Below are 21,824 nucleotides of genomic sequence, written 5' to 3'. Positions count from 1 at the left end.
TCAGAACCCGAAGATTTCCTTGCCCAGTGCGAACACCGGGATGGCCGCCAGCACGCCGTCGACGCGGTCGAGCACGCCGCCGTGGCCGGGGATCAGGTGGCCTGAATCCTTGGCGCCGGCATGGCGCTTGATCAGGCTTTCGAACAGGTCGCCCAGTACCGAGGCGAACACGGCCACCACCGAGGTGACCAGCAGGCCCGGCAGGTGCGCGGCATCGATGCCGGCCAGCCAGCCCAGGCCGACGGCCACCGCAACACCGGCGATCAGCCCACCGACGAGGCCTTCCCAGGTCTTGTTCGGGCTGATCCGCGGTGCCAGCTTGTGCTTGCCGAAGTGACGGCCGGCGAAGTAGGCGCCCGAATCAGCGGCCCAGACCAGCGCCAGCGCGGCCAGCAGCCACAGGTGGCCCTGATGGCCCGGCGGGTCGCCGCCGGCATGGATCAGTACCAGCGCCGCCCACGCCGGCACGATCGCCAGGGTACCGGCCAGCAGCTTGAGGATGCGTGCCGGACTGCCGGGTTGCGCGCCGAAGTTGAAGAAGCGCAGCCACACCAGCGCGCCCAGCCACCAGGCCACGCCCACCAGGGTCGCGATCTGGAACAGCACCAGGGTGCCGGCATCAGCCCACACCAGCAGCACCATCAACACAAGGTTGAGGACCAGCAGCACGGTGCGGGCGAGGGTGTCTTCGACATCGGCCAGTTTCAGCCATTCCCACAGGCCGATCAGCAGCACGGCAGCAGCGGCGGCGGCCAGCCATTGCGTGGGCAGCAACAGGATCGCAGCAATGGCGACCGGCGCCATGATCAGCGCGGCGAGGACTCGGGTCTTGGTCATGGGCTGGACGTCTCGGTGGCCAGGGCGGCGATCTGGGCGCTGGTCAGGCCGAAGCGGCGCTCACGGCTGGCGTAGGCATCCAGCGCCAGCTGCAGCTGCGCGGCGTCGAAATCCGGCCACAGCGCTTCGGTGAACCACAGCTCGGTATACGCCAGCTGCCACAGCAGGAAATTGCTGATGCGGGTATCGCCGCCGGTGCGGATGAACAGGTCCGGTGGCGGCAGGTCGGCCAGAGCCACCTGTCGCCCCAGCAGGGATTCGTCGATCTGCTCGGGAAGCAGGCGGCCGGCGGCCACTTCAACGGCCAGCGCGCGTGCGGCACGGGCGATGTCCTGGCGGCCACCATAGCTGGCGGCGATCGACAGGGTCAGGGCACTGTTGTCGGCGGTGCGCTGTTCGGCCAGCTGCATGCGGCTGACCAGCCCGGCGCCGAAGCGCTCACGTTCGCCGATGAAGCGCACACGCACGCCGCGCCGATGCAGCTCGTCCACTTCGCGATCGAGCGCGCCGAGGAACAGCTTCATCAACGCATCGACTTCTTCCTGCGGCCGGCCCCAGTTCTCGCTGGAAAACGCGAACAGGGTCAGCGCCGGAATGCCCAGTTCCAGGCAGCGCTCGATGGTACGGTTGACCGCACGCGCACCGGCCCGATGGCCGATGACGCGGGGGCGACGGCGCTGCTGTGCCCAACGCCCGTTGCCATCCATGATGATGGCAACGTGGCGCGGCAGGGCGGCCGGCAGGGGAGGCGGGACTGAAGGCATCGACTTCAGACCGACATCAGTTCCTTTTCCTTGTCGGCGACGACCTTATCGATGTCCTTGATGTTGGCGTCGGTCAACTTCTGGATATCGTCTTCGCCGCGCTTCTTCTCGTCTTCGCTGATGACCTTGTCCTTCAGCAGCTTGGCGACTTCCTTGTTCGCATCCTGGCGGATGTTGCGCACGGCGATCTTGGCGCCTTCGCCTTCCTTCTGTACCTGCTTGGTCAGTTCCTTGCGGCGCTCTTCGGTCGGCGGCGGCAGGTTGACGCGGATCGAGGTGCCGATGGTGTTCGGGGTCAGCTCGATGTTGTACAGGCCCTTCTCGATCTCCTTGATCATGCTCTTGTCGAAGGGCGTGACCAGCAGGGAGTGGGCGTCGGGGTTGGAAATGGACGCGACCTGGTTCAGCGGCGTGCTGGCGTTGCCGTAAGCATTGACCGTGACGCGGTCCAGCAGGGCCGGCGTTGCGCGACCGGTGCGGATCGAGGTGAGGGTGTGCTTAAGAGCGTCGATGCTCTTGGCCATGCGCGTCTGCGCGTTGTTCTTGATGTCGTTGAGCATCGCCAGGGTCCTGGATGTAACTGGAATCGGGCGATTATAGGCGAATACGGGACGCCGCCGGGCCTGAATCGGCCCGGAGGTCGCCTTGCGCTCAGCCTCAGGCCGGGTCGCGGCCCTGGACGAGGGTGCCGATGTTCTCGCCGTGCAGGATCTTCAGCAGCTCGCCCGGCTGTCCCATGTCGAACACGCGCATCGGCAGGTCGCTGTCACGGGCCAGGGCGAAGGCGGCGGTATCCATCACTTCCAGGCCACGACGGATCACTTCGTCGTAGCTCAGGCTGTCGAAACGGACGGCGTCGCTGTACTTGTTCGGATCCTTGTCGTACACGCCATCGACCTTGGTTGCCTTCAGCAGCAGGTCGGCGCCGATCTCGATGGCGCGCAGGGCTGCGCCCGAGTCGGTGGTGAAGAACGGGCTGCCGACGCCTGCGGCGAAGATCACCAGGCGGCCTTTTTCCAGATGGCGGATGGCGCGGCGGCGGATGTAGTCCTCGCACACGTCGTTGATCTTGATCGCGCTCATCACGCGGGCCTTGGCGCCCACTTTTTCCAGCGCATCCTGCATGGCCAGCGCGTTGATGACCGTGGCCAGCATGCCCATCTGGTCGCCGGTGACGCGGTCCATGCCGCCAGCGGCCAGGCCTGCACCGCGGAAGATGTTGCCCCCACCGATGACCAGGGCGACTTCGGCGCCGGCCTGCTGGGCTTCGACGACTTCACGGGCCAGGCGATTGATGATCTTGGGGTCGATGCCGTAGTCCTCATCTCCCATCAGCGCCTCCCCGGAAAGTTTCAACAGGATGCGGCGATAGGCGAGCTTGGACATAGGGACCTCGGGTGCGTGGAAATCGCGGGCGATTCTACGCGCAAGCGGCGCGCGGCCAAAGCGTTTTGTGCACTGCGGCGCAAAATACCGGTGTGCCCCGTACATCCGGGGCGCACCATTCAGCCCAGCTCGGCGCCCGCAGTGGCAGACAGTTCATCATGCCCGAGTTCGCCGGGAGAGCGTGCAATGACCCGGTTGCGGCCCAGGTTCTTGGAGCGGTAAAGCACGTCATCTGCAGCGCGCAGCAGGTCCTGCACGCCGGCAAAACGCTCGTAGCCGCCCTGGGTGGCTACTCCGGCCGAGAAGGTGATGAACAGCGGACCGCCTTCCAGTTCCGCCATCGGAGTGGCGACGATGTTGGCCAGCACCCGGCGGATCACGTCCAGCGCCACCGATTCGCTGGTGTTGGGCAGCAGGGCGACAAACTCCTCGCCGCCGAAGCGGGCCACGGTGTCGCTGTTGCGCAGCTGCCCCTGCAGCTTGCCGGCAAAGACGCGCAGCACCTCGTCACCGGTCAGGTGGCCGTGCGCATCGTTGATTTTCTTGAAGTCATCCAGGTCGATGAAGGCCACCGACAACGGCCAGCCATGGCGGCCGGCACGCAGGAATTCCTGTTCAAGCACGGCTTCGAGCTGGCGGCGGTTGAGCACGCCGGTCAGGGCGTCGCGATGGGCCTGGTCGGCCAGGCGCTTGGCACGGGCCTCGAATTCATCGGCGCGCCGGCGGGCCTGGTCGGCATCCTGCAGCTCGCGCAGGTTGCGCAGGGTTGCGAGCTCCTGGGCGTGGTCGATCAGCTCGCGCACGCGGGCCGGCGAATTCAGGCCGTTCTCGAACAGGCTGGCGATGTCCGGCAGCGCTTCGCTGATCCGGGCCAGGACCTGGTCGAAGCGGGCACTGTCCAGCTCCAGCCGGTCGTGGACCTGCTGCAGGGCGCGCTCACGGGCGGCATCGGCATCTTCATCCAGCCAGATGTCGGCAACGGCGCCAGACAGCTGTACGCAGGCCTGGAATGGATTCTCGGCGGCACCTTCGTCTTCGCTGTGGCGGATGCTGTCGACCAGGTAACGCGGCAGGCCCCACTCCTCGGCTACCCATGCACCGACGTCGGCGTGGCTGCAGCCGAGTTCCTGGCGCTCGCGCGCGATCAGGTCGGGGTTGTCGCGCGCTTCGCGCAGCAGGGGCAGGTAGCGTTCGGATTCGGCCTGTGCCAGGCACAGCACGCCCATGTCCTGCAGCAGCCCGGCCAGCATCAGCTCCTCCAGCCGGCGCAGGCCGCGCGCCTGGCCGAGCTGGCTGGCGGCCAGCGCGCTGAGGATGCTGCGCTTCCAGGCGCGTTGGCGCAGGTCGTGGTCGGCGCCGCCTTTGCCGGTCAGGCCCTGGGTGACAGTGAAGCCCAAGGCGAGGCTGATCGTAGCGTTCAGCCCGAGCATGGTCAGCGCCTGGCCGAGGTTCTCGATCCGGCGCCGGCTGGCGTACAGCGGCGAATTGGCGATGCGCAGCATGCGGGCACTCAACGCCATGTCGATGGCGATGATGTCCGCAGCGGTTGCGATGTCCGCTTCCGGATCCTGGGCCAGTTCGATGATGCGCAGGGCAATACCGGGCGGCGAGGGGAGGTTGCGGCAAAGCGCCAGTGCAGCTGTCAGCTCGGGAGGCATGTCGGGTCGTTCAATTCCATTAGGACAAGAATACCTAGGAATGCATCACAGTCCGCGACTTTCGTTCCTGTTATGTGACTGCAGCTTCCCTTTGCCGAGTATCGGCTTGATTCGCACGCAACGCAAAGACCCTTGGTTCCGGTGTGCGCACCAACGGTGCACACCCACAGAAAGGGCGCCCACCGCGGGGGGCAGGCACAAAAAAAGAGCCGCGGTTTCCCGCGGCTCCTTCTGGTTTCATTGCAGCCGGGAGGCTGGAATCAGACCTGCATCGCCTTGGCAACTTCAGCGGCGTAGTCTTCCACCACCTTCTCGATGCCTTCGCCAACGACCAGCAGCTGGAAGCCAGCCACGTCGGCGCCGGCAGCCTTGACCACCTGCTCGACGGACTTGTCGCCGTCCAGCACGTAGCTCTGGCCGTACAGGGTCACTTCGCTGACGATCTTGTTGATCTTGCCGCTGATGATCTTTTCCAGGATGTCGGCCGGCTTGGACTTGTCCTTCTCGGACATCTTGGCCAGTTCGATTTCCTTTTCCTTTTCCACGAACTCGGCCGGCACATCGGCAGCCTTGTTGTGCGGCGGCTTCAGCGCAGCCACGTGCATGGCCAGGCCGCGAGCCAGTTCGGCGTCGCCGCCGATCAGGTCGATCAGCACGCCGACCTTGCCGTTGGTGTGGACGTAGGAACCCACGTTGCCGGTGGTGTCCAGCTTGACCAGGCGACGGATGAGGATGTTCTCGCCCAGCTTCTGGATGGCGGTGGCGCGGGCTTCTTCGACGGTTTCGCCGGTGGCCAGCTTGGCGCTCTTCAGCACTTCCACGTCGGTGGCGCCCGATGCCAGGGCAGCGGCAGCGACGGAATCGACGAAGTTCTTGAAGTTGATGTCGTTGGCGACGAAGTCGGTTTCCGAGTTGATCTCGACCAGCACGGCCTTGCCGCCGTCCTGGGCCAGGCCCAGACGACCTTCGGCGGCCACGCGGTCAGCCTTCTTGTCGGCCTTGGCAGCGCCGGACTTGCGCAGCGCTTCAGCAGCGGCGTCGATGTTGCCGCCGGCCTCGGTGAGCGCCTTCTTGCATTCCATCATGCCGGCGCCGGTGCGCTCGCGCAGTTCCTTGACCAGGGAAGCAGTGATTTCCACGGGATTACCTCACGAAAGAAAGGGGTTGGGCCGGCATGGTGGCCGGCCCGTGTGACAGTTTCCTGTCGTCGCGCCATCGGCAGCGGACAGGAAAGGTGGGCGCGTGGCGCCCACCAGGGCCTGGATCAGGCCTGGGCTTCGCCCTTGTCGGCAGCAACGGCCTTCTTGGCCGGAGCGCGGCGAACCGGCTTGCCTTCTTCGGCCGGAGCGTCGGCGAACTCTTCTTCACGGACGGTGGCGGCGTGCGGTGCAGCAGCCTTGCCTTCCAGCACGGCGTCAGCAGCAGCGCGTGCGTACAGCTGCACGGCACGGATGGCGTCGTCGTTGCCCGGGATCGCGTAATCCACCAGCTCCGGGTTGTAGTTGGTATCGACGACAGCGATCACCGGGATGCCGAGCTTCTTGGCTTCCTTGATGGCGATGTCTTCGTGGCCGATATCGATGACGAAGATCGCGTCCGGCAGACGGTTCATGTCCTTGATGCCGCCCAGCGAGGCTTCCAGCTTGTCGCGCTCGCGACGCAGGCCCAGCACTTCGTGCTTGACCAGCTTCTCGAAGGTGCCGTCGGACTCACCGGCTTCCAGTTCCTTCAGGCGGGCAACCGACTGCTTCACGGTACGGAAGTTGGTCAGGGTGCCGCCCAGCCAACGCTGGTTCATGAACGGCATGCCGCAACGCTCGGCTTCTTCGCGGATCGACTCACGCGCGCTGCGCTTGGTGCCCAGGAACAGGATGGTGCCGCGCTTCTGGGCAACCGACGAGATGAAGTTCATCGCGTCGTTGAACAGCGGGACGGTCTTTTCCAGGTTGATGATGTGGATCTTGCCGCGGGCGCCGAAGATGTACGGAGCCATTTTCGGGTTCCAGTAGCGGGTCTGGTGGCCGAAGTGGACGCCGGCTTCCAGCATCTGACGCATGGTGACCTGGGGCATTGCAATACTCCTGATGGGGAACCGGCGATTCCGCCCGCGGGATAGGTATGCGGGACGCGTGGAAGCGCTGAAGGTTCCGGGGTTGGGCTTCCCTGTTGCCTCCGTGGCCGAACTCCTTGCGGAGCACCCCGGCACGGATGGGGGCAGCAGGTGTGGATTCACCGGTGACGTCCGGTGTGGACGGCGTCCTGCGCACAGGGCGGCAGGACATCCAGGCGATTATAGCCCGCTTGGCGGGCGGGCTGCAATTGCGGGCGTCGGCGCGGCCAGGATCACCTCTGCGCCGTCCTGCAGGCGGGCGTGGAACCTGCCGCCGGCATAGCCATCGGCGCGTGGCGGCAGCTGCCACGCGCGCTGGCGCGCCGCCAGTACGTAGCCGGCAAGACCGGGCAGCAGCAGGCTGCGGTGGCCGCCGACTGCCTCATAGGAAAGGTCGCTCAGGCGCGCGTGCCCGATGCCACTGTTCAGAAGTCGCAGCATGAGTTGCGACCCGTTGAGCACCACCTCTGCCTGCAGGCAGGGGGACGCTGGGCCAACCGGTTCGCCGCGGAACAGGGGCAGTGAATAGCGTGGCATGGCCGGTTCTGCCGGTGCCAGGATGATACGGAATGCCTGTTCGGCGGCCACAGGCGCGGACGACGCCGGAAGCAACCAGACGCGCTGGCGCGCACCGGCAGGTACATCCAGCAGGGTTGGGCTGGCCAGCACCTGCGCGCTGCGTTGCAGGTGTTCGGCACCCGGTTGCTGGTCCCACGCCCAGATCTGCACCTGGCCGCGCCAGTGCCCAGGGCCGGGATTGTGCAGCCACAGCTCGGACCGCCCCTGTGCGGCCGGCAGGCGCAGGGTGGTCGGCATCAGATCCAGCGCCTGCACGGGCATGGGCAGCAGTGCCAGCAACAGGGGCAGCAGCCGGCGCATCAGTAGTAGGTGGTTGGCGGTTCAGATGCGGCACGCCCTTGCTCGTCCTGCGCTGGCGGGGCCAGTTCACGGATCTGTGGCGGCAGGTGCAGGGTGTCGCTGTGCTGCTGTGGCACCGGGCAACGGGGGCCGCCCTCCGTGCCGGCGCAGCCTTCAACCACGGTCAGGCGGATCTGCAACGGAGCGGGCGCCGGGTCGGCCCACGCTGTCGTGCTGGCAATGGACATCGCTCCGATCAGTACTGCCCGAACCACCTGCCATCCACCCTGTTGTCGACCTGATGCGCGGTATCGGCCGACATGGGGGATTCTGTAGTGCGGGGCGTCACTCAGTAGGTGATCGTTACCTGTACCAGGTCGTTGTAGGTGCCGGCCGGCGGTTGGCCACTCACCGGCGGTACCCGGCCGTAGATGGTCAAGGGTTGCGCGCTGCCAGTGCCGACACCGCTGAAGGTGTCCACGTTGAGCGTATTGCCCCAGCGCTGGCTGCGCGCAGCATCCCGGTACAGCTCATAGGTCAGGTAATAGTTGTTGCTGCCGATGGTGGTGCGCATGCGCCGGGTACTGCTCAGGGCAGGGTTGTTCTGGCCGTTGTCGAGGCTGACCTGGAACGCGGTGCGCTTGAGGCAGGTCAGGGTGAGGGTGGCGGTCTGGTCGATGTTGGCGGGAATGCCGCCGGTGACGTTGCCGAAATTCATGGTGGTGGTTAAGTAGCTGCCGCATTGCGGCAGCACGGTGGCAGTGGCATTGAAGCTGAAGGCATTGCTGGCGGTGTTGGTGCCGGTAGCGCCGCCATTGCAGGTGGCCGGCACGGTGGCGGTGCCCAGCAGCACCTCGTTCCAGGCCCAGGTGAGCACCACGCTGGCACCGGTGAAGGTGCTGCTGTAGTTGCCGGAGGCCAGCACCTGGTTGGCCGGGATCTGTGCGAACAACTGCGTGGTACGGCTGCCGGAGCCGCCGATCAGCGGCACGCTGTAGGTCATCGTCAGTTCCTGTGCGGGCGGTGTGCCGCGCGGTGCCAGGCCGGTGACTTCGCTGTAGTTGGCGACGTTGTAGATCTGGAAATTGAGCGGATCACCGCTGCCGTTGACCATTGTCCGCCACGGCGAAGTACTGGTGCCGCCGGTGCCATTGCCCAGGCCGATGCAGACGCGGATGCCGGTGGTGGCGATAAGGCTGAGCGCGGCGGTGGAGCAGTTCACGGCAATGTTCAAGGTGCCGGGGGTGGCACCTGCGGCGCCGCTGCTGACGTTTCCGAAAGGCAGCAGCGCGTCGGCGGTGGCGGTGCAGGTGGCGGCCGCGCGCGTCGGTGCACTGGCGATCAGGCCTGCAAGCAGCAGCAGGCCGAGCAGCAGCGGGCGCAGGCTCACGGCGCCACCTCCGGCACGCATTGCAGGGGCGCCGGACGAGGCCGCGCACCCGCGGCGACCACCTGCGGCGATGCCGGTACCCGCGTACGGCACTGCCCTCGGCTGGTGGTGATGTACAGCACGGTGCCAGCGGCCACGTCTTCCAGGTACAGCAGTCCGTCGTAACCGACCGAGGCCTGGCGGCCATCCGCCAGTTGCACCTCGCTGCCTGCTTCCAGCGGCTGCCCCGCCATGTCCTGCACGGTGAGGGTCAACGACGGCCGCGAGCGCAGGTTGAAGGTCAGCCCGGTGCCGGCACGCTGGCGCGGTGTTACCCAGTCCTCGATGCGATCGGCGCGCATGTCCGCCGGCAGGTCCAGGGTGTCGATGGAGACGCGATTGCGCTGCCAGGACAGCAGTGGGCTGATCAGCAGCAGGCCACGATCGTCGGTGACACCGATCAGGCGGTTCTCAAGCCGCACGGGAACACCGCCAATGCCATTCGTGCTGACCACCGCGAAGGCATCGGCGACTTCGCGGGCGGCGAAGGTGTGCCCGGCCATCCACACCAGGCTGCCGCTGGCGCTGCCATAGGCGTAGTTGAGACCGGCCTGGCGCGAGGCACCGAAGGCGTAGCGACCGACATCGTTGAGGATGCCGACTTCGGCCAGGCCGCCGCTGCCGTCGTCGCCGTGGCGGACCTGTGCGCGCCAACCGATCCCCCCGGCACTGCCGTCACCCGGGACTGGCTGGGTGACATCGGCGACCCAGCTCTGGCGGTCGCCGTTGCGCTGGGAGGACAGGCTGGCCTGGCGGTTGTTGCCCAGGCTCGCGGTCAGCGACAGGTAGACACTGCGGTCATCGCTGTTGTCCAGGTTCTGGTTGACCGACAGGTAGGCCGACCAGCGCTGGCTCCAGCTGCGTGACCAGAACAGGCTGGCATAGCGGTTGTCCTCGCCATCGGGGTAGCGCAGGCGCAGGTAACTGCCGCTCAGGGAGCCCAGGCGCAGCAGGTCCAGGCCGACCGTGGCCTGCTCGCTGATGCTGGGCGGCAGGTTGGCCTGCAGCGCGCCCAGGTCGCGGTAGTCGCCGTGGCTGCGCACGCTGCGCAGATTGACGTTGAAACGACGGTTGTTCCAGCTGTACCCCAGCGCCCACTGGCCGCCCTGCAGGCCCTGGTAGCGGCTGTGGGCGTACGCGGCATTGACCACGCCCGCGCCGCCCAGCAGCCACCAGCCGCCCACGCCGGCCTGTGCCAGGCCGCCGCCACCTTCGGCGTGTGCTTCGCCGGTGAACGTATCGCTGACGCCGCCACGCCAGCTGGCGCTCGCCACGGTGCGGTCGTCGTAGGCGAAGGAGCGTTCGCCGAAGTGCTCGCGCAGCTGGCCGACGCCGAGCGACCAGTCCGACAGGCCCTTGGCCAGCAGCTGCTGGGTGCCGTAGAAGCTGAAATCCAGCGTCTGCATGCGGCCGAAGGCATCGGTGACCACGACCTGCGCGCTGCCGTTGCCGCTGATGCCCGGTTGCGCCGCCAGCTGGAACGGCCCGACCGGTACCTGGCCGCTGTACTGGCGCAGGCCATCGACATACAGCTCGACCGTGGATGGCACCACCGCCTGGCCGAGGAAGGCCGGGGTCGGGGTGAGTACACGGTACGGCTGCAGTCCGTAATTGCGCCCGATCTGCAGGCCACCCAGCCGTACCGGCCGGATCCAGTCGACGAAGCCGCTGTAGAAATCGCCCACCTCCAGGGTCAGCGCCTTGTCCGGGAAATCCAGGGTCCAGCGCGTGTCCAGGCGTACGCTTTCGCCGCGCCAGTGGTGGTCTCCGGTCTGGTAGCGACGACTGACCGCGGTGTTCTCGAAGGTGCCGGTACCCATGCCGAACACCCGCAGTTCTGAGCTCAGGGTCAGATTGCCCAGGCTGTCGACGCGGCTGCCGTACAGGTCGTAATTGAGCAGGACGCCGGGCGAGGCGCTGCCGCGGGATGCGCGGGCCTGCGGGCGGCTGAGCACGGTCGTGGGCAGGGTCAACTGCTCCAGTGGCACGTCCAGTGCGAGGGTCTGCAGGTGCGCGTCATAACGCACCACCGCGCCGCTGATCTGGTCCAGATACACCGGGGCATCGCCGCTGGCGTTGAAGCCAAGCTGGCGCAGGATTTCGGGGCTGGCCTGCAGGCGGCCACGATTGTCGGTGAAGGGCAGCAGGCCGCGTGGCGTGCTGTTGAGGGTCACGTCCAGGTACAGCGTCTGGTTGGCCGTGAGTGGGGTCGGTGGCGGCAGCAGGGCATCGGCGGAGACCCCGGAGACATCGGCTGCGTGAGCCGCCGGGGACAGGGCCGCACCGAGCGCTGCGCTCATCAGCGCCTCAGCGAGCCGGTGGTGGCGGCAGCGACGTCTGTTCCGACTCGCCATTGAGCTTGGCCGTGATCTGGTCGTTGTCGCGGTCGATCGCCGTGCGCTCCAGCGGCCAGCGCATGACCTGGCCGGGCAGCACGTAGCCCAGCAGGCCCGGATGGACGATGCGCGGCCGCTCCGGGCTGCCCAGGGCAAGGTCGGCGATCTGCGCGTAGCTGGTGCCGGTATTGCCTACTTCCACGCCATTGCGACCGTCGTCCAGCCGGACAAGGCGGGCATGCAGCCGCGGTGCCAGCCGGCTGCCGGCGCCGGGTTGCACGAATACCGGGATGGAATAGCGCAGCACGAACTGCATGCCTTCGCTGCGCGTGGCCAGATCGGGCACCTCATCGACGATCAACCGGTAGTACTGCTGCGCAGCCGGTGCGTCGGCCACGGCGCGCATGACCCGCACCAGCTGCTGCTGGCCGGCGGCCAGTTCCTGCATCGGTGGCGTGGCCAGCAGATCCTCGGTGGGCAGCAGCTGCTCCTTCCCGTCCTGCTGTACCCACCGGAACACCCGCACCTGCAGCTTCACTGGTGAGGTGCCGCTGTTGGTCAGCCACAGTTCGCCAGCGCGCTGGCGTGCTTCCAGCTGCAGGCTGGTGGGCGCGACCTGCAGGCTGGTCGCCGCGACCTCGGCGGCCACCAGCAGGCCAAAGACGAGCAGCGCCACGCCGGTGGCGCGCCACGGGCGGGATCCGGCCATGCGGGCGTGCTCCATCAATACGTGATCGTGGCGGTGACGGTGTCCAGATAGTTGCCGGTAGCGGCGTTGGCCGTGCTCAGGTTGAGGATCTGGCCGTAGACGATGTACGGCACCGCCAGGCCAGTGCCGATGCCAGCCTGGGTGTTGGTGCCGGTGGTGGCGCCCCACACCAGGGTATGCGCGGCATCCTGATAGAGCTGGTAGCCCACGTAGTTGTTCGCGGTCACTGCGGCGTTGGTGTTCTTCATCCGCCGCGTGGTGACGTCGTTGGCCGTGCCGGCATTGGCACCGGCATTCAGCGAGATGGTGTACGGGGTCAGCGCCGAACACTGCGCGGTCACGGTGCCCTGGCCCAGGGTCGGGGTGGCGGTGGTGGAAGCGGCGGTACCGAAGTCGACGTTGGTGGCTGCGGCCGCAGTAATGGTGCAGGCCTTGGTGACCACCAGGGTGACATTGAACGTGGTGGTGTCAGCGGCGGCGGCCGGGCCTGCCACCAGCAGGGCCAGGGCCCAGGCCAAAGGGGAACGAGCTGCGGATCGCATGGACAACCTCCCTGACCCGAAGGTCCGTTGAACAGGGCGAAAACGGCACATTCAGCGCCGTTTTGACGACAGTGACCCCAGCGTAGGCACCGTAAGTGTCTGTATTGCGTGAGAATCAGGGATTCGAAAGGGTGTGGGCCATCACGCTTTCACCTTCCTTGCCGGATCCGTGCATGGCCCGGATCGCCAGTTGGGTGGCGTTCGTTCAGATTGCGGCCGGATCGGCGATAATGGGAGCCATGAGCGTGAATATCAAAACCCCGCAGGAAATCGAGATGATGCGCATCGCCGGCCGCCTGGCCAGCGAAGTGCTCGACGTCGTCACCCCCCACGTCAAGCCCGGTGTCACGACCGAGGAACTGGACCGCATCTGCCACGACCATGTCGTGAACGTGCAGGGCGCCATTCCGGCCAACGTCGGCTACCGCGGCTTCCCGAAGACCGTGTGCACCTCGGTCAACAATGTCATCTGCCACGGTATTCCCAGCGAAGGGAAGGTCCTCAAGGATGGCGACATCATCAATATCGACGTCACCGTCATCAAGGACGGTTGGCATGGCGACACCAGCCGCATGTATTTCGTCGGCACCCCGTCGGTGATGGCCAAGCGCCTGGTCGACGCCACCTATGAGGCCATGTGGCGCGGCATCCGCGCGGTGCGTCCGGGCGCAACCCTGGGCGACGTCGGCCATGCGATCCAGAGCTATGCCGAAGGCGAGCGTTTCAGCGTGGTGCGCGAGTACTGCGGTCACGGCATCGGCAAGGTCTACCACGATGAACCGCAGGTGGTGCACTACGGCCGTCCGGGCCAGGGCCTGGTGCTGCAGCCGGGCATGACCTTCACCATCGAGCCGATGATCAACGAGGGCACCCGCTACAACAAGGTGCTGCCCGATGGCTGGACCGTAGTGACCAAGGACCGCAAGCTGTCGGCGCAGTGGGAGCACATGATCGCGGTCACCGAGACCGGCGTGGACGTGCTGACACTGTCGCCGGGCGAGTCGCAGGTCTCCTGACGATGCTGCCGGCGAGTTCGCTGCTGGACACGCCGGCCGCGTCGCTCAACGACCCGGATTGGGCTGCTGCCGCGCGCGATGCGCTGCAGCAGGCCGATACGCGCCTGTACCGCCGCTTCGACCAGGGCGACAACATCGAGCGCCTGCTGGCGTTGCGCGCGCGCGCGGCCGATCACCTGATCCGCCATGCATGGCAGCGCTGCCTGCCGGCCGACAGTGGCCTGTCGCTGTTCGCAGTAGGTGGCTATGGGCGTGGTGAACTGTTCCCGCGCTCGGACATCGACCTGCTGGTGTTCGGCGATCCGCGGGCGCAGCTGGCCCACGAAGAGTCGCTCGCGCGGCTGTTCGCGTTGCTGTGGGACTGCGGCCTGGCGGTCAGTCACGCGGTGCGTTCGGCCGCGCAATGCAGCGAAGCCGCTGCCGACCAGACCGTGCTGACGGCATTGATCGAAGCGCGTCCGCTGATGGCTGATGAGGCAGCGCGGCGTGCGCTGCGTGCGGCGGTGGATGACCGCGAACTGTGGCCACCGCGTGCGTTTTTCCTGGCCAAGCTCGAGGAACTGCGCAACCGTCACCAGCGCTTCGGTGATACCGCCGACAACCTGGAGCCGGACCTGAAGGATGGTCCCGGCGGCCTGCGCGATCTCAACACGCTGGGCTGGATGGCGCTGCGTGCGTTTGGCGTGCGCGATCTGGAAGCACTGGTCGGCCTGGGCCACCTGGGTGCTGACGAGGCCGCCGCGCTGAAACGCGAACGCGCGGTGCTGGCACGACTGCGCTTCGGCCTGCACCTGGTGGCGCGGCGCCCGGAAGAGCGCCTGCGCTTCGATTACCAGAAGACCCTGGCCGCGCGCCTGGGCTTTGAAGACGACGCCGAAAGCCTGGGCGTCGAGAAGATGATGCAGGGCTTCTACCGCGCCGCGTCGGTGGTGCGGCGGATCAGCGATCGTCTGCTGCAGCGCTTCGAGGAACAGTTCGATGGCGAGGCGCAGCCCGAGCCGCTGACCGTGGGGTTCGCCCTGCGCCGTGGCTATCTGGCGGCCAACGATGCCGACTGGCCGAACGCGGACATCGGCCAGGTCTTCGCGCTGTTCGCCAGCTGGGCGAACAATCCGCAGATCCGCGGCCTGCATTCGTTGACCGCGCGCGCGCTGGCCGAATCGCTGCCGCTGCTGCCTGCCTATGACCAGGCAGACCCTGACGCGCGCGAACAGTTCATGGCCCTGCTGCGTGGCCAGCGCCCGGTCGACACGCTTTCGCGCATGGCGCGGCTGGGCGTGCTCGGGCAGTGGATTCCCGCGTTCGCCCAGGTCAGCGGGCGCATGCAGTTCGACCTGTTCCACGTCTACACCGTCGACCAGCACACGCTGATGGTCCTGCGCAACATGGGGCTGTTCGCCAGCAGTCGCGCCGACGAACGTTTCTCGATCGCCCATGAAGTCTGGCCGCGCCTGCGCAAGCCCGAACTGCTGCTGCTGGCCGGCCTGTTCCACGACATCGCCAAGGGGCGCGGCGGCGATCATTCCGAACTGGGCGCGGTCGATGCACGGGCCTTCTGCCACGCGCAGGGGCTGAGCGGTTCGGATACCGAGCTGGTGGCCTGGCTGGTCGAACAGCACCTGCGGATGTCGGTGACCGCGCAGAAGCAGGACATCGCCGATGCGGACGTGATCCATCGTTTCGCGACCCTGGTCGGCAGCCGCGACCGCCTCGATTACCTCTATCTGCTGACCTGCGCCGACATCGCCGGCACCAGCCCGAAACTGTGGAACGCGTGGAAGGACCGGCTGCTGGCCGATCTGTACTTCGCGACCCGGCGCGCGCTGCGCGAGGGCCTGGAGCATCCGGTGCCGGCCGCCGAGCGCGTGGCCGAAGCGCGCGACAGTGTGCGTGCACTGGTGCGCGAGCAGGGCTACGACGATGCCACCATCGACCGCCAGTTCGCGGTGATGCCCGACGAAGGCTTCATCCGCCTGCGCCCGGAACAGCTGGCCTGGCAGGCCGCCGCGCTGGTACCGATCAAGCAGGGCCAGACGCTGGTGAAGGTACGTCGGATCAGCGTCGACGACCCGGCACTGGAAGTGTTCGTGCACTCGCCGGACCGTGACGGCCTGTTCGCCGCGATCGTGATGACGTTGGACCGCAAGGGCTACGGCATCCACCGCGCGCGCGTGCTGGATGGTCCTGCCGACACGATTTTCGATAATTTTGAAGTGAGCCCGGCCGATACGTTTGCCGATGGCAGCAGCGCCAATCTGGAAGCGGCCCTGCGCGAGGCGCTCAGTGGCGATTTGACGCGGCTGCGTCCCTCGCGCCGGGTGGTGCCACGCCAGCTTCGCCACTTCCGTTTTGCCCCGCGCATCGAGTTCCGCGATGAACCCGGCGCGACCCGTTTCGCCCTGGTCGCACCCGACCGCCCCGGCCTGCTGGCCGACGTGGCGTTCGTGCTGCGCAACCAGGGACTGCGCGTGCAGGACGCGCGCATTGCCACATTCGGCGAACGCGCCGAAGACACCTTCGTGATCAGTGACGAACACGACCTCCCCCTGACTGAATCCGCCCGGCAGCAGCTGCATGACGCAATGCTGGCCTGCCTGGACCCTGATCGAAACGCCGGAGACCCCGCCTGATGGCCACCAAGCCTGTAAAGAAGACTGTCGCGACCGCCAAGAGCGCAGCAGCCAAAAAGACCGCTGCCGCTGAGCCGGTTGCGAAGAAGACTGCCGCGCCGAAGAAGGCTGCGGTGAAGAAGGCACCAGCGAAGAAGGCCCCGGCCAAGACCGCCGAAGCCGCGCGCGCCGAGAACATCGCACGCAAGTCGCTGCGCAAGCCGGCCGGCCCGGGCGTGGAAGAACTGAAGTTCGGCATCGAAAGCGCTTTCGAGCGCCGCGCCACGCTGACCCTGCACGAACTGGAAGGCTCGACCCGTCCGCTGGTCAACCGCGTGATCGATGGCCTGGAAAGCGGCGAATTCCGCGTCGCCGAGCCGGACGGCCATGGTGGCTGGAAGGTCAACGAATGGCTGAAGAAGGCCGTGCTGCTGTATTTCCGCGTCAACGACATGGCCGTGGTCGATGCACGCCCGGCACCGTTCTGGGACAAGGTCGAATCGCGCTTTGCCGGCTATGACGAGGCGAAATTCCGCCGCGGCGGCGTGCGCGTGGTGCCGGGTGCGATCGCCCGTCGCGGCACGTACTTCGGCAAGGACGTGGTGCTGATGCCGAGCTTCACCAACATCGGTGCGTACGTCGGCGAAGGCACCATGGTCGACACCTGGGCCACCGTCGGTTCCTGCGCGCAGATCGGCCAGCACTGCCACCTGTCCGGTGGTGCCGGCATCGGCGGCGTGCTCGAACCGCTGCAGGCCAGCCCGACCATCATCGAAGACCATTGCTTCATCGGTGCGCGTTCGGAAGTGGTGGAAGGCGTGGTCGTCGGCCATCACAGCGTGATCGGCATGGGCGTGTTCCTCAGCCAGAGCACCCGCATCTACAACCGCGCCACCGGCGAAATCAGCTACGGCTACATCCCGCCGTACAGCGTGGTGGTGTCCGGCTCGCTGCCGAGCAAGGACGGTACCCACTCGCTGTACTGCGCGGTGATCGTCAAGCAGGTCGATGCCCGCACCCGCAGCAAGACCAGCGTCAACGACCTGCTGCGCGGCCTGGCCGACTGACGGAGCCGCACGCATGAGCACCACCGTCTACGGTCTGAAGAACTGCGATACCTGCAAGAAGGCGACCAAGTGGCTGGACCGCTTCGGCGTGCCGTACACCTTCGTCGACTACCGCGACAACAAGCCCAGCCCGGAAACGCTGCTGGAATGGGCCGCCCAGCTGGGTGGCCTGGCGGCGATGGTCAACAGGTCCTCCACCACCTGGCGGCAGTTGCCGGACAACCGCAAGGCCGCCGATTCGGAAGCGGAGTGGAAGCTGCTGCTGCGCGAATACCCGCAGCTGATCAAGCGCCCGCTGGTGGTGACTGCCGACGGCAAGGTCAGCCAGGGTTTCAGCGACAACGGCTTCAAGGCGCGCTTCGGCGTGGGCGGCGCGTGAGCGCCGTCCTCGACCTGGCCTGCGATCTGATTGCACGGCCGTCGGTGACCCCGGACGATGCCGGTTGCCAGCTGCTGATCGGTGAACGTCTGCAGGCGGCCGGTTTCACCTGCGAGCACCTGCGGCTGGGCGAGGTCGACAACCTGTGGGCCACTCACGGCAGCGGCGCACCGGTGCTGGTCCTGCTGGGCCACACCGACGTGGTGCCGCCGGGCCCGCGCGAGGCATGGCAGAGCGATCCGTTCGCACCGCAGATCCGCGATGGCGTGCTGTACGGTCGTGGTACCGCGGACATGAAGGGCAGCGTGGCTGCGTTCGTGGTCGCTGCCGAACAGTTCGTTGCGGCCCATCCGCAGCACACCGGCACGCTGGCGGTGCTGTTGACCAGTGACGAAGAAGGCGATGCCATCGACGGCGTGCGCCATGTCGCGCGGCTGTTCGCCGAGCGCGGCCAGCGCATCGACTGGTGCATCACCGGCGAGCCGTCGTCCACCGCCACGCTGGGTGACCTGCTGCGCGTGGGACGGCGTGGCAGCCTGTCGGCCAAGCTGCGCGTGCAGGGTGTGCAGGGCCACGTGGCCTACCCGGACAAGGCGCGCAACCCCATCCATCTTGCCGCGCCGATGCTGGCCGAACTGAGCGCACGGCGCTGGGACGAGGGCTATGAGAGCTTCCCGGCGACCAGCCTGCAGATCTCCAACATCCATGCCGGTACGGGCGCCAACAACGTGATTCCCGGTGAGCTGGAGGTGGATTTCAACATCCGCTACAACCCGCATTGGGATGCAGCGAAGCTGGAAGCGGAGATCACCACGCTGCTGGACCGTCATGGCCTGCAGTACACGCTGAAGTGGCACCGCAGCGGCGAACCGTTCTACACGCCCGAAGGGACGTTGCGCGCAGCGGCGCGCGCCGTGTTGGCTGAGCACACCGGTCGCGCGCCGGAAGAGAGCACCGGTGGTGGCACCTCCGATGCGCGCTTCATCGCACCCCTGGGTGCGCAGTGCATCGAAGTCGGCCCGGTCAACGCAAGCATCCACCAGGTGGATGAAAACGTGCGCGTGGACGAGCTGGAAGCGCTGCCGGGGCTGTACCAGCGACTGGTTGAACGCCTGCTGGTGTAGCGCTCGTCTAGCAGGTTGCTGTGGATACGCCGGGCATCGCCCGGCGCTATTCCGAGAACTGGAAGAACGGCGGTTTGATCGCTTCGCGCCAGTACGACTCGTCGGCCATGTAGAAGTCCTGCGCGTGGGCCTTGGCGAACCACGCCGCCGCAGCATCCACGTTCTTCTGCAGGCCTTCGCCGCCGCGCCCGAGTGCCAGTCCGGCCAGGTACTGGCCATACACGTTGCCCTGCGCAGCGGCACGCTCATACCAGCGCAGCGCTTCGGTTTTGTCCTGCACCACGCCGATGCCGGCCTCGTACAGCGTGCCCAGGTCCACCTGCGCTTCGGCATCGCCGCGCGCGGCGCGGCGCTGGATGCGCGCGATCACCGGGTTCGGTGAGGCATCGGCGCTGAGTGGAGTGCCGGGTTTCGCGGACCCGCTGGTGGCATCGCGCAACGGCTGCAGCTTGTACAGCTGGCGCAGGTAGACCGCGCGGCGCAGGCGCCAGCGCAGCGCGCCCTCCATGTCGCCACGTCGCTCATACCACGTCTCCAGATCGCTCATTGCATACGGCGAGCCGTGATAGGCGGCGCTGTGGTACCAGCGGTAGGCCTTGCGCGCGGAGGGTTTGAGCACCACCGCGTCGGGCTTCTGCGGGGTATCAGCACTGTCCAGCCGGCCGCGTTCCAGGATCGTGCCCAGCTGTTCTTCGGCACTGGTGGTGCGATGGGTGCGCGGCGTGGTGGCAGCGGCGCGCGCGTACCAGTCCAGCGCGCGCACGTCGTTGCGGTACTGGTACAGCTTGGCCATGCGCAACGCCGAATCGAACTGGCCATCGGCAGCTGCGGCCAGGGCGTCGCGTTCGCTGTCATCGACCGGGCGGGTGGGCGTGGTCGCACAGCCGGCCAGGGCGATCAGGGCCAGGAGGGGCAGCAGGCGACGGCAGCAAGGGTTCATCCATGAATTCCGGAAAGCGGGCAGGGAATTATCGGGGTCGCTACCGGCGTGGCCGCTGAATCGGTTGCCATCGCAACTGTTGCGCCGCGCCGGAAACCCGGTTACGGTCGGATCCATGTCGCTCCGCCTGGCCACCGCCGTCAACAACAGCAACCGCAATAATCTGCGCGCGAATAATCGTGCGCGGCCGATGCGGGACTGCGCCCTGGGTAGATAGACAGCAACATACGCCCGGACACCAGAAAACCCGCATCGGCCGATGCGGGTTTTTTTGTGCCCGGGCGCAGCCCCACCCGGGCCTGGATGGCCGGTCGAACACCTTCCCCCCGTGTACTTCCCCACAACAGGAGTTCCACCCATGTGTTCGATCTTCGGTATTTTCGGCCTGCAGGCCGGTGACGATCTTCCTTCCCTGCGCCGCCATGCGCTGGAGCTGTCGCAGCGCCAGCGCCACCGCGGCCCGGACTGGAGCGGCGTGTACCTGGACGAAGGCGCGCTGCTGGTCCACGAGCGCCTGGCCATCGTCGATCCGGCCGGCGGCTCGCAGCCGCTGCTGTCCGAAGACGGGCAGCTGGCGCTTGCGGTCAACGGCGAGATCTACAACCACCAGCAGCTCAAGGCCGGCCTCGCCGAAGCCTATGCCTTCCAGACCGGCTCGGACTGCGAGGTGATCAACGCGCTGTACCGCCAAGGCGGATCGCCGGCGCAGTGGCTGGAACAGCTCAACGGCATCTTCGCCTTTGCCCTGTGGGACCGTGCAGCCGGCCGTGTGCTGGTGGCGCGCGATCCGGTCGGCGTGGTGCCGCTGTACTGGGGCCATGATGCGCAGGGGCGGCTGCGCGTAGCGTCTGAAATGAAGGCGCTGGTCGATACCTGCGCCGACGTTGCCCAGTTCCCGCCGGGCCATTACTACGACAGTGCCAGCGGCGAACTGGTGCGCTACTACCAGCAGCCGTGGCGCGAGTACGACGACGTGCAGGGCCGCCAGGCCGATCTCGCCGAGCTGCGCCAGGCCTTTGAACATGCGGTCGAACGCCAGTTGATGAGTGACGTGCCGTATGGCGTGCTGCTGTCGGGCGGGCTGGATTCGTCGCTGGTTGCCGCCGTGGCAGCACGTTATGCGCGGCGTCGCATCGAAGATGGCGGCCAGAGCGAAGCCTGGTGGCCGCGCCTGCATTCGTTCGCCATCGGCCTGAAGGGTTCGCCGGATCTGGCGGCTGCTGCGGTCGCCGCCGAAGCGCTGGGCACCGTGCACCACGGCTTCGAATACACCTTCGAGGAAGGTCTGGATGTGTTGCCGGAGGTGATCCGCCACATTGAAACCTACGACGTCACCACCATCCGCGCCTCCACGCCGATGTTCCTGCTGGCGCGCCGGATCAAGGCGATGGGGGTGAAGATGGTGCTGTCCGGTGAGGGCAGCGACGAGATCTTCGGCGGCTATCTTTACTTCCACAAGGCACCGGACGCGCGCGAATTCCACCAGGAACTGGTGCGCAAGCTCGACGCCCTGCACAACTACGATTGCCTGCGCGCCAACAAGTCGATGATGGCCTGGGGCGTGGAGCCGCGCGTGCCGTTCCTGGACCGCGAGTTCCTCGACGTGGCGATGCGTTTCGATGCCGCGCACAAGATGGTCGGTGCCGGTTTCGGTGGTCGCCGCATCGAGAAGGCGGTACTGCGCGAGGCCTTCGAGGGCTATCTGCCGGACAGCATCCTGTGGCGGCAGAAGGAGCAGTTCAGCGATGGTGTCGGCTACGGTTGGATCGACGGCCTGAAGGCGCACGCCGAAGCACAGGTCAGCGACCGCGTACTGGCCGCCGCCGACAAGCGCTTCCCGCACAACCCGCCGCAGACCAAGGAGGCGTACTACTACCGCCACCTGTTCGAGCAGTTCTTCCCCAGCCATGCGGCGGCTGAAACCGTGCCGGGCGGGAAGTCGATCGCCTGTTCCTCGCCGGCAGCCATTGCCTGGGACGCCAGCTTCGCCGCAGCCGCCGATCCGTCGGGCCGCGCCATCGCCGGCGTGCACGAGCAGGCTCTGGCCTGACCGGCAGTGC

Annotated in this window: 20 protein-coding genes; 6 read left to right on the top strand and 14 right to left on the bottom strand. The window is 67.0% G+C overall.

The genetic code is table 11. The features are described from left to right. The 13 genes from AC27VL_RS03250 to AC27VL_RS03190 all read right to left on the bottom strand — a co-directional run bounded on the left by AC27VL_RS03250 (position 1) and on the right by AC27VL_RS03190 (position 12,629). Entirely contained in the window at positions 1-837 is an 837-nt protein-coding gene (locus AC27VL_RS03250; protein ID WP_025877667.1) for a phosphatidate cytidylyltransferase, read from the bottom strand. Further along, entirely contained in the window at positions 834-1,601 is a 768-nt protein-coding gene (gene uppS / locus AC27VL_RS03245; protein ID WP_100464280.1) for a polyprenyl diphosphate synthase, read from the bottom strand. The genes AC27VL_RS03250 and uppS overlap by 4 nt, the downstream gene beginning before the upstream one ends. A 5-nt stretch (positions 1,602-1,606) precedes the next feature. Beyond that, on the bottom strand, positions 1,607-2,161 hold the full coding sequence (gene frr / locus AC27VL_RS03240) for a ribosome recycling factor (protein ID WP_089239845.1): 555 nt from the start codon (positions 2,159-2,161) through the stop codon (positions 1,607-1,609). 97 nt (positions 2,162-2,258) lie between these two features. Continuing rightward, positions 2,259-2,987 carry a UMP kinase gene (pyrH, locus tag AC27VL_RS03235; RefSeq protein ID WP_025877663.1) on the bottom strand — a complete coding sequence of 243 codons (729 nt, stop codon included), beginning with the start codon at positions 2,985-2,987 and terminating at the stop codon, positions 2,259-2,261. 119 nt (positions 2,988-3,106) lie between these two features. Continuing rightward, positions 3,107-4,645 (bottom strand): sensor domain-containing diguanylate cyclase, encoded by a 1,539-nt coding sequence (locus tag AC27VL_RS03230; RefSeq protein WP_100552016.1) that lies wholly within the window; start codon positions 4,643-4,645, stop codon positions 3,107-3,109. 260 nt (positions 4,646-4,905) lie between these two features. Then, positions 4,906-5,784: a translation elongation factor Ts gene (gene tsf / locus AC27VL_RS03225; RefSeq protein WP_089239849.1), complete on the bottom strand. Its 879-nt coding sequence runs from the start codon at positions 5,782-5,784 to the stop codon at positions 4,906-4,908. Between the two features lie 125 nt (positions 5,785-5,909). Beyond that, positions 5,910-6,716: a 30S ribosomal protein S2 gene (gene rpsB, locus AC27VL_RS03220; protein WP_089239851.1), complete on the bottom strand. Its 807-nt coding sequence runs from the start codon at positions 6,714-6,716 to the stop codon at positions 5,910-5,912. A gap of 219 nt (positions 6,717-6,935) precedes the next feature. After that, positions 6,936-7,634, bottom strand: coding sequence for a fimbrial biogenesis chaperone (locus tag AC27VL_RS03215; RefSeq protein ID WP_191077539.1), 699 nt, complete (start codon positions 7,632-7,634; stop codon positions 6,936-6,938). Next, complete coding sequence (locus AC27VL_RS03210) at positions 7,634-7,861, bottom strand: hypothetical protein (protein WP_100552018.1); 228 nt, start codon at positions 7,859-7,861, stop codon at positions 7,634-7,636. The genes AC27VL_RS03215 and AC27VL_RS03210 overlap by 1 nt, the downstream gene beginning before the upstream one ends. Before the next feature lie 101 nt (positions 7,862-7,962). Next, positions 7,963-8,997, bottom strand: coding sequence for a Csu type fimbrial protein (locus AC27VL_RS03205; protein WP_488765544.1), 1,035 nt, complete (start codon positions 8,995-8,997; stop codon positions 7,963-7,965). 2 nt (positions 8,998-8,999) lie between these two features. After that, complete coding sequence (locus tag AC27VL_RS03200; protein ID WP_488765527.1) at positions 9,000-11,342, bottom strand: fimbria/pilus outer membrane usher protein; 2,343 nt, start codon at positions 11,340-11,342, stop codon at positions 9,000-9,002. A 7-nt stretch (positions 11,343-11,349) separates the two neighbouring features. Further along, positions 11,350-12,102, bottom strand: a complete 753-nt coding sequence (locus tag AC27VL_RS03195) for a fimbrial biogenesis chaperone (protein WP_488765525.1) — start codon at positions 12,100-12,102, stop codon at positions 11,350-11,352. Then, the gene (locus AC27VL_RS03190) at positions 12,102-12,629 is read right to left on the bottom strand and encodes a Csu type fimbrial protein (RefSeq protein ID WP_488765524.1); all 528 of its coding nucleotides are present in this window, start codon (positions 12,627-12,629) and stop codon (positions 12,102-12,104) included. Before AC27VL_RS03190 ends, AC27VL_RS03195 begins: the two co-directional genes overlap by 1 nt. Positions 12,630-12,802: 173 nt before the next feature. Between AC27VL_RS03190 and map the strand changes: the two genes are divergently transcribed. The 5 genes from map to dapE are packed head-to-tail and all read left to right on the top strand — an operon-like array spanning position 12,803 to position 18,824. Beyond that, the gene (gene map / locus AC27VL_RS03185; protein WP_488765523.1) at positions 12,803-13,645 is read left to right on the top strand and encodes a type I methionyl aminopeptidase; all 843 of its coding nucleotides are present in this window, start codon (positions 12,803-12,805) and stop codon (positions 13,643-13,645) included. A 20-nt stretch (positions 13,646-13,665) separates the two neighbouring features. Beyond that, the gene (locus AC27VL_RS03180; RefSeq protein ID WP_488765543.1) at positions 13,666-16,275 is read left to right on the top strand and encodes a [protein-PII] uridylyltransferase; all 2,610 of its coding nucleotides are present in this window, start codon (positions 13,666-13,668) and stop codon (positions 16,273-16,275) included. After that, on the top strand, positions 16,275-17,321 hold the full coding sequence (gene dapD, locus AC27VL_RS03175; RefSeq protein ID WP_100552023.1) for a 2,3,4,5-tetrahydropyridine-2,6-dicarboxylate N-succinyltransferase: 1,047 nt from the start codon (positions 16,275-16,277) through the stop codon (positions 17,319-17,321). The genes AC27VL_RS03180 and dapD overlap by 1 nt, the downstream gene beginning before the upstream one ends. A gap of 13 nt (positions 17,322-17,334) precedes the next feature. Continuing rightward, positions 17,335-17,700 (top strand): arsenate reductase, encoded by a 366-nt coding sequence (locus AC27VL_RS03170; RefSeq protein WP_025877641.1) that lies wholly within the window; start codon positions 17,335-17,337, stop codon positions 17,698-17,700. Further along, entirely contained in the window at positions 17,697-18,824 is a 1,128-nt protein-coding gene (gene dapE, locus AC27VL_RS03165) for a succinyl-diaminopimelate desuccinylase (protein ID WP_100552024.1), read from the top strand. The genes AC27VL_RS03170 and dapE overlap by 4 nt, the downstream gene beginning before the upstream one ends. Before the next feature lie 46 nt (positions 18,825-18,870). Here dapE and AC27VL_RS03160 read toward each other — a convergent pair whose 3' ends face one another. Beyond that, positions 18,871-19,764 carry a tetratricopeptide repeat protein gene (locus AC27VL_RS03160; RefSeq protein ID WP_488765521.1) on the bottom strand — a complete coding sequence of 298 codons (894 nt, stop codon included), beginning with the start codon at positions 19,762-19,764 and terminating at the stop codon, positions 18,871-18,873. 358 nt (positions 19,765-20,122) lie between these two features. Here AC27VL_RS03160 and asnB point away from each other — a divergent pair, with 358 nt between their 5' ends. Beyond that, a complete protein-coding gene (asnB, locus tag AC27VL_RS03155) occupies positions 20,123-21,814 on the top strand; it encodes an asparagine synthase B (protein WP_108266122.1) in 1,692 nt (563 codons plus the stop codon). Positions 21,815-21,824 lie beyond the last annotated feature (10 nt).

This window comes from Stenotrophomonas sp. 14P6.2.3, assembly GCF_057799055.1.
The sequence above is the reverse complement of the archived record's forward strand: the minus strand, read 5'-3'. Positions and strand labels throughout refer to the sequence as shown.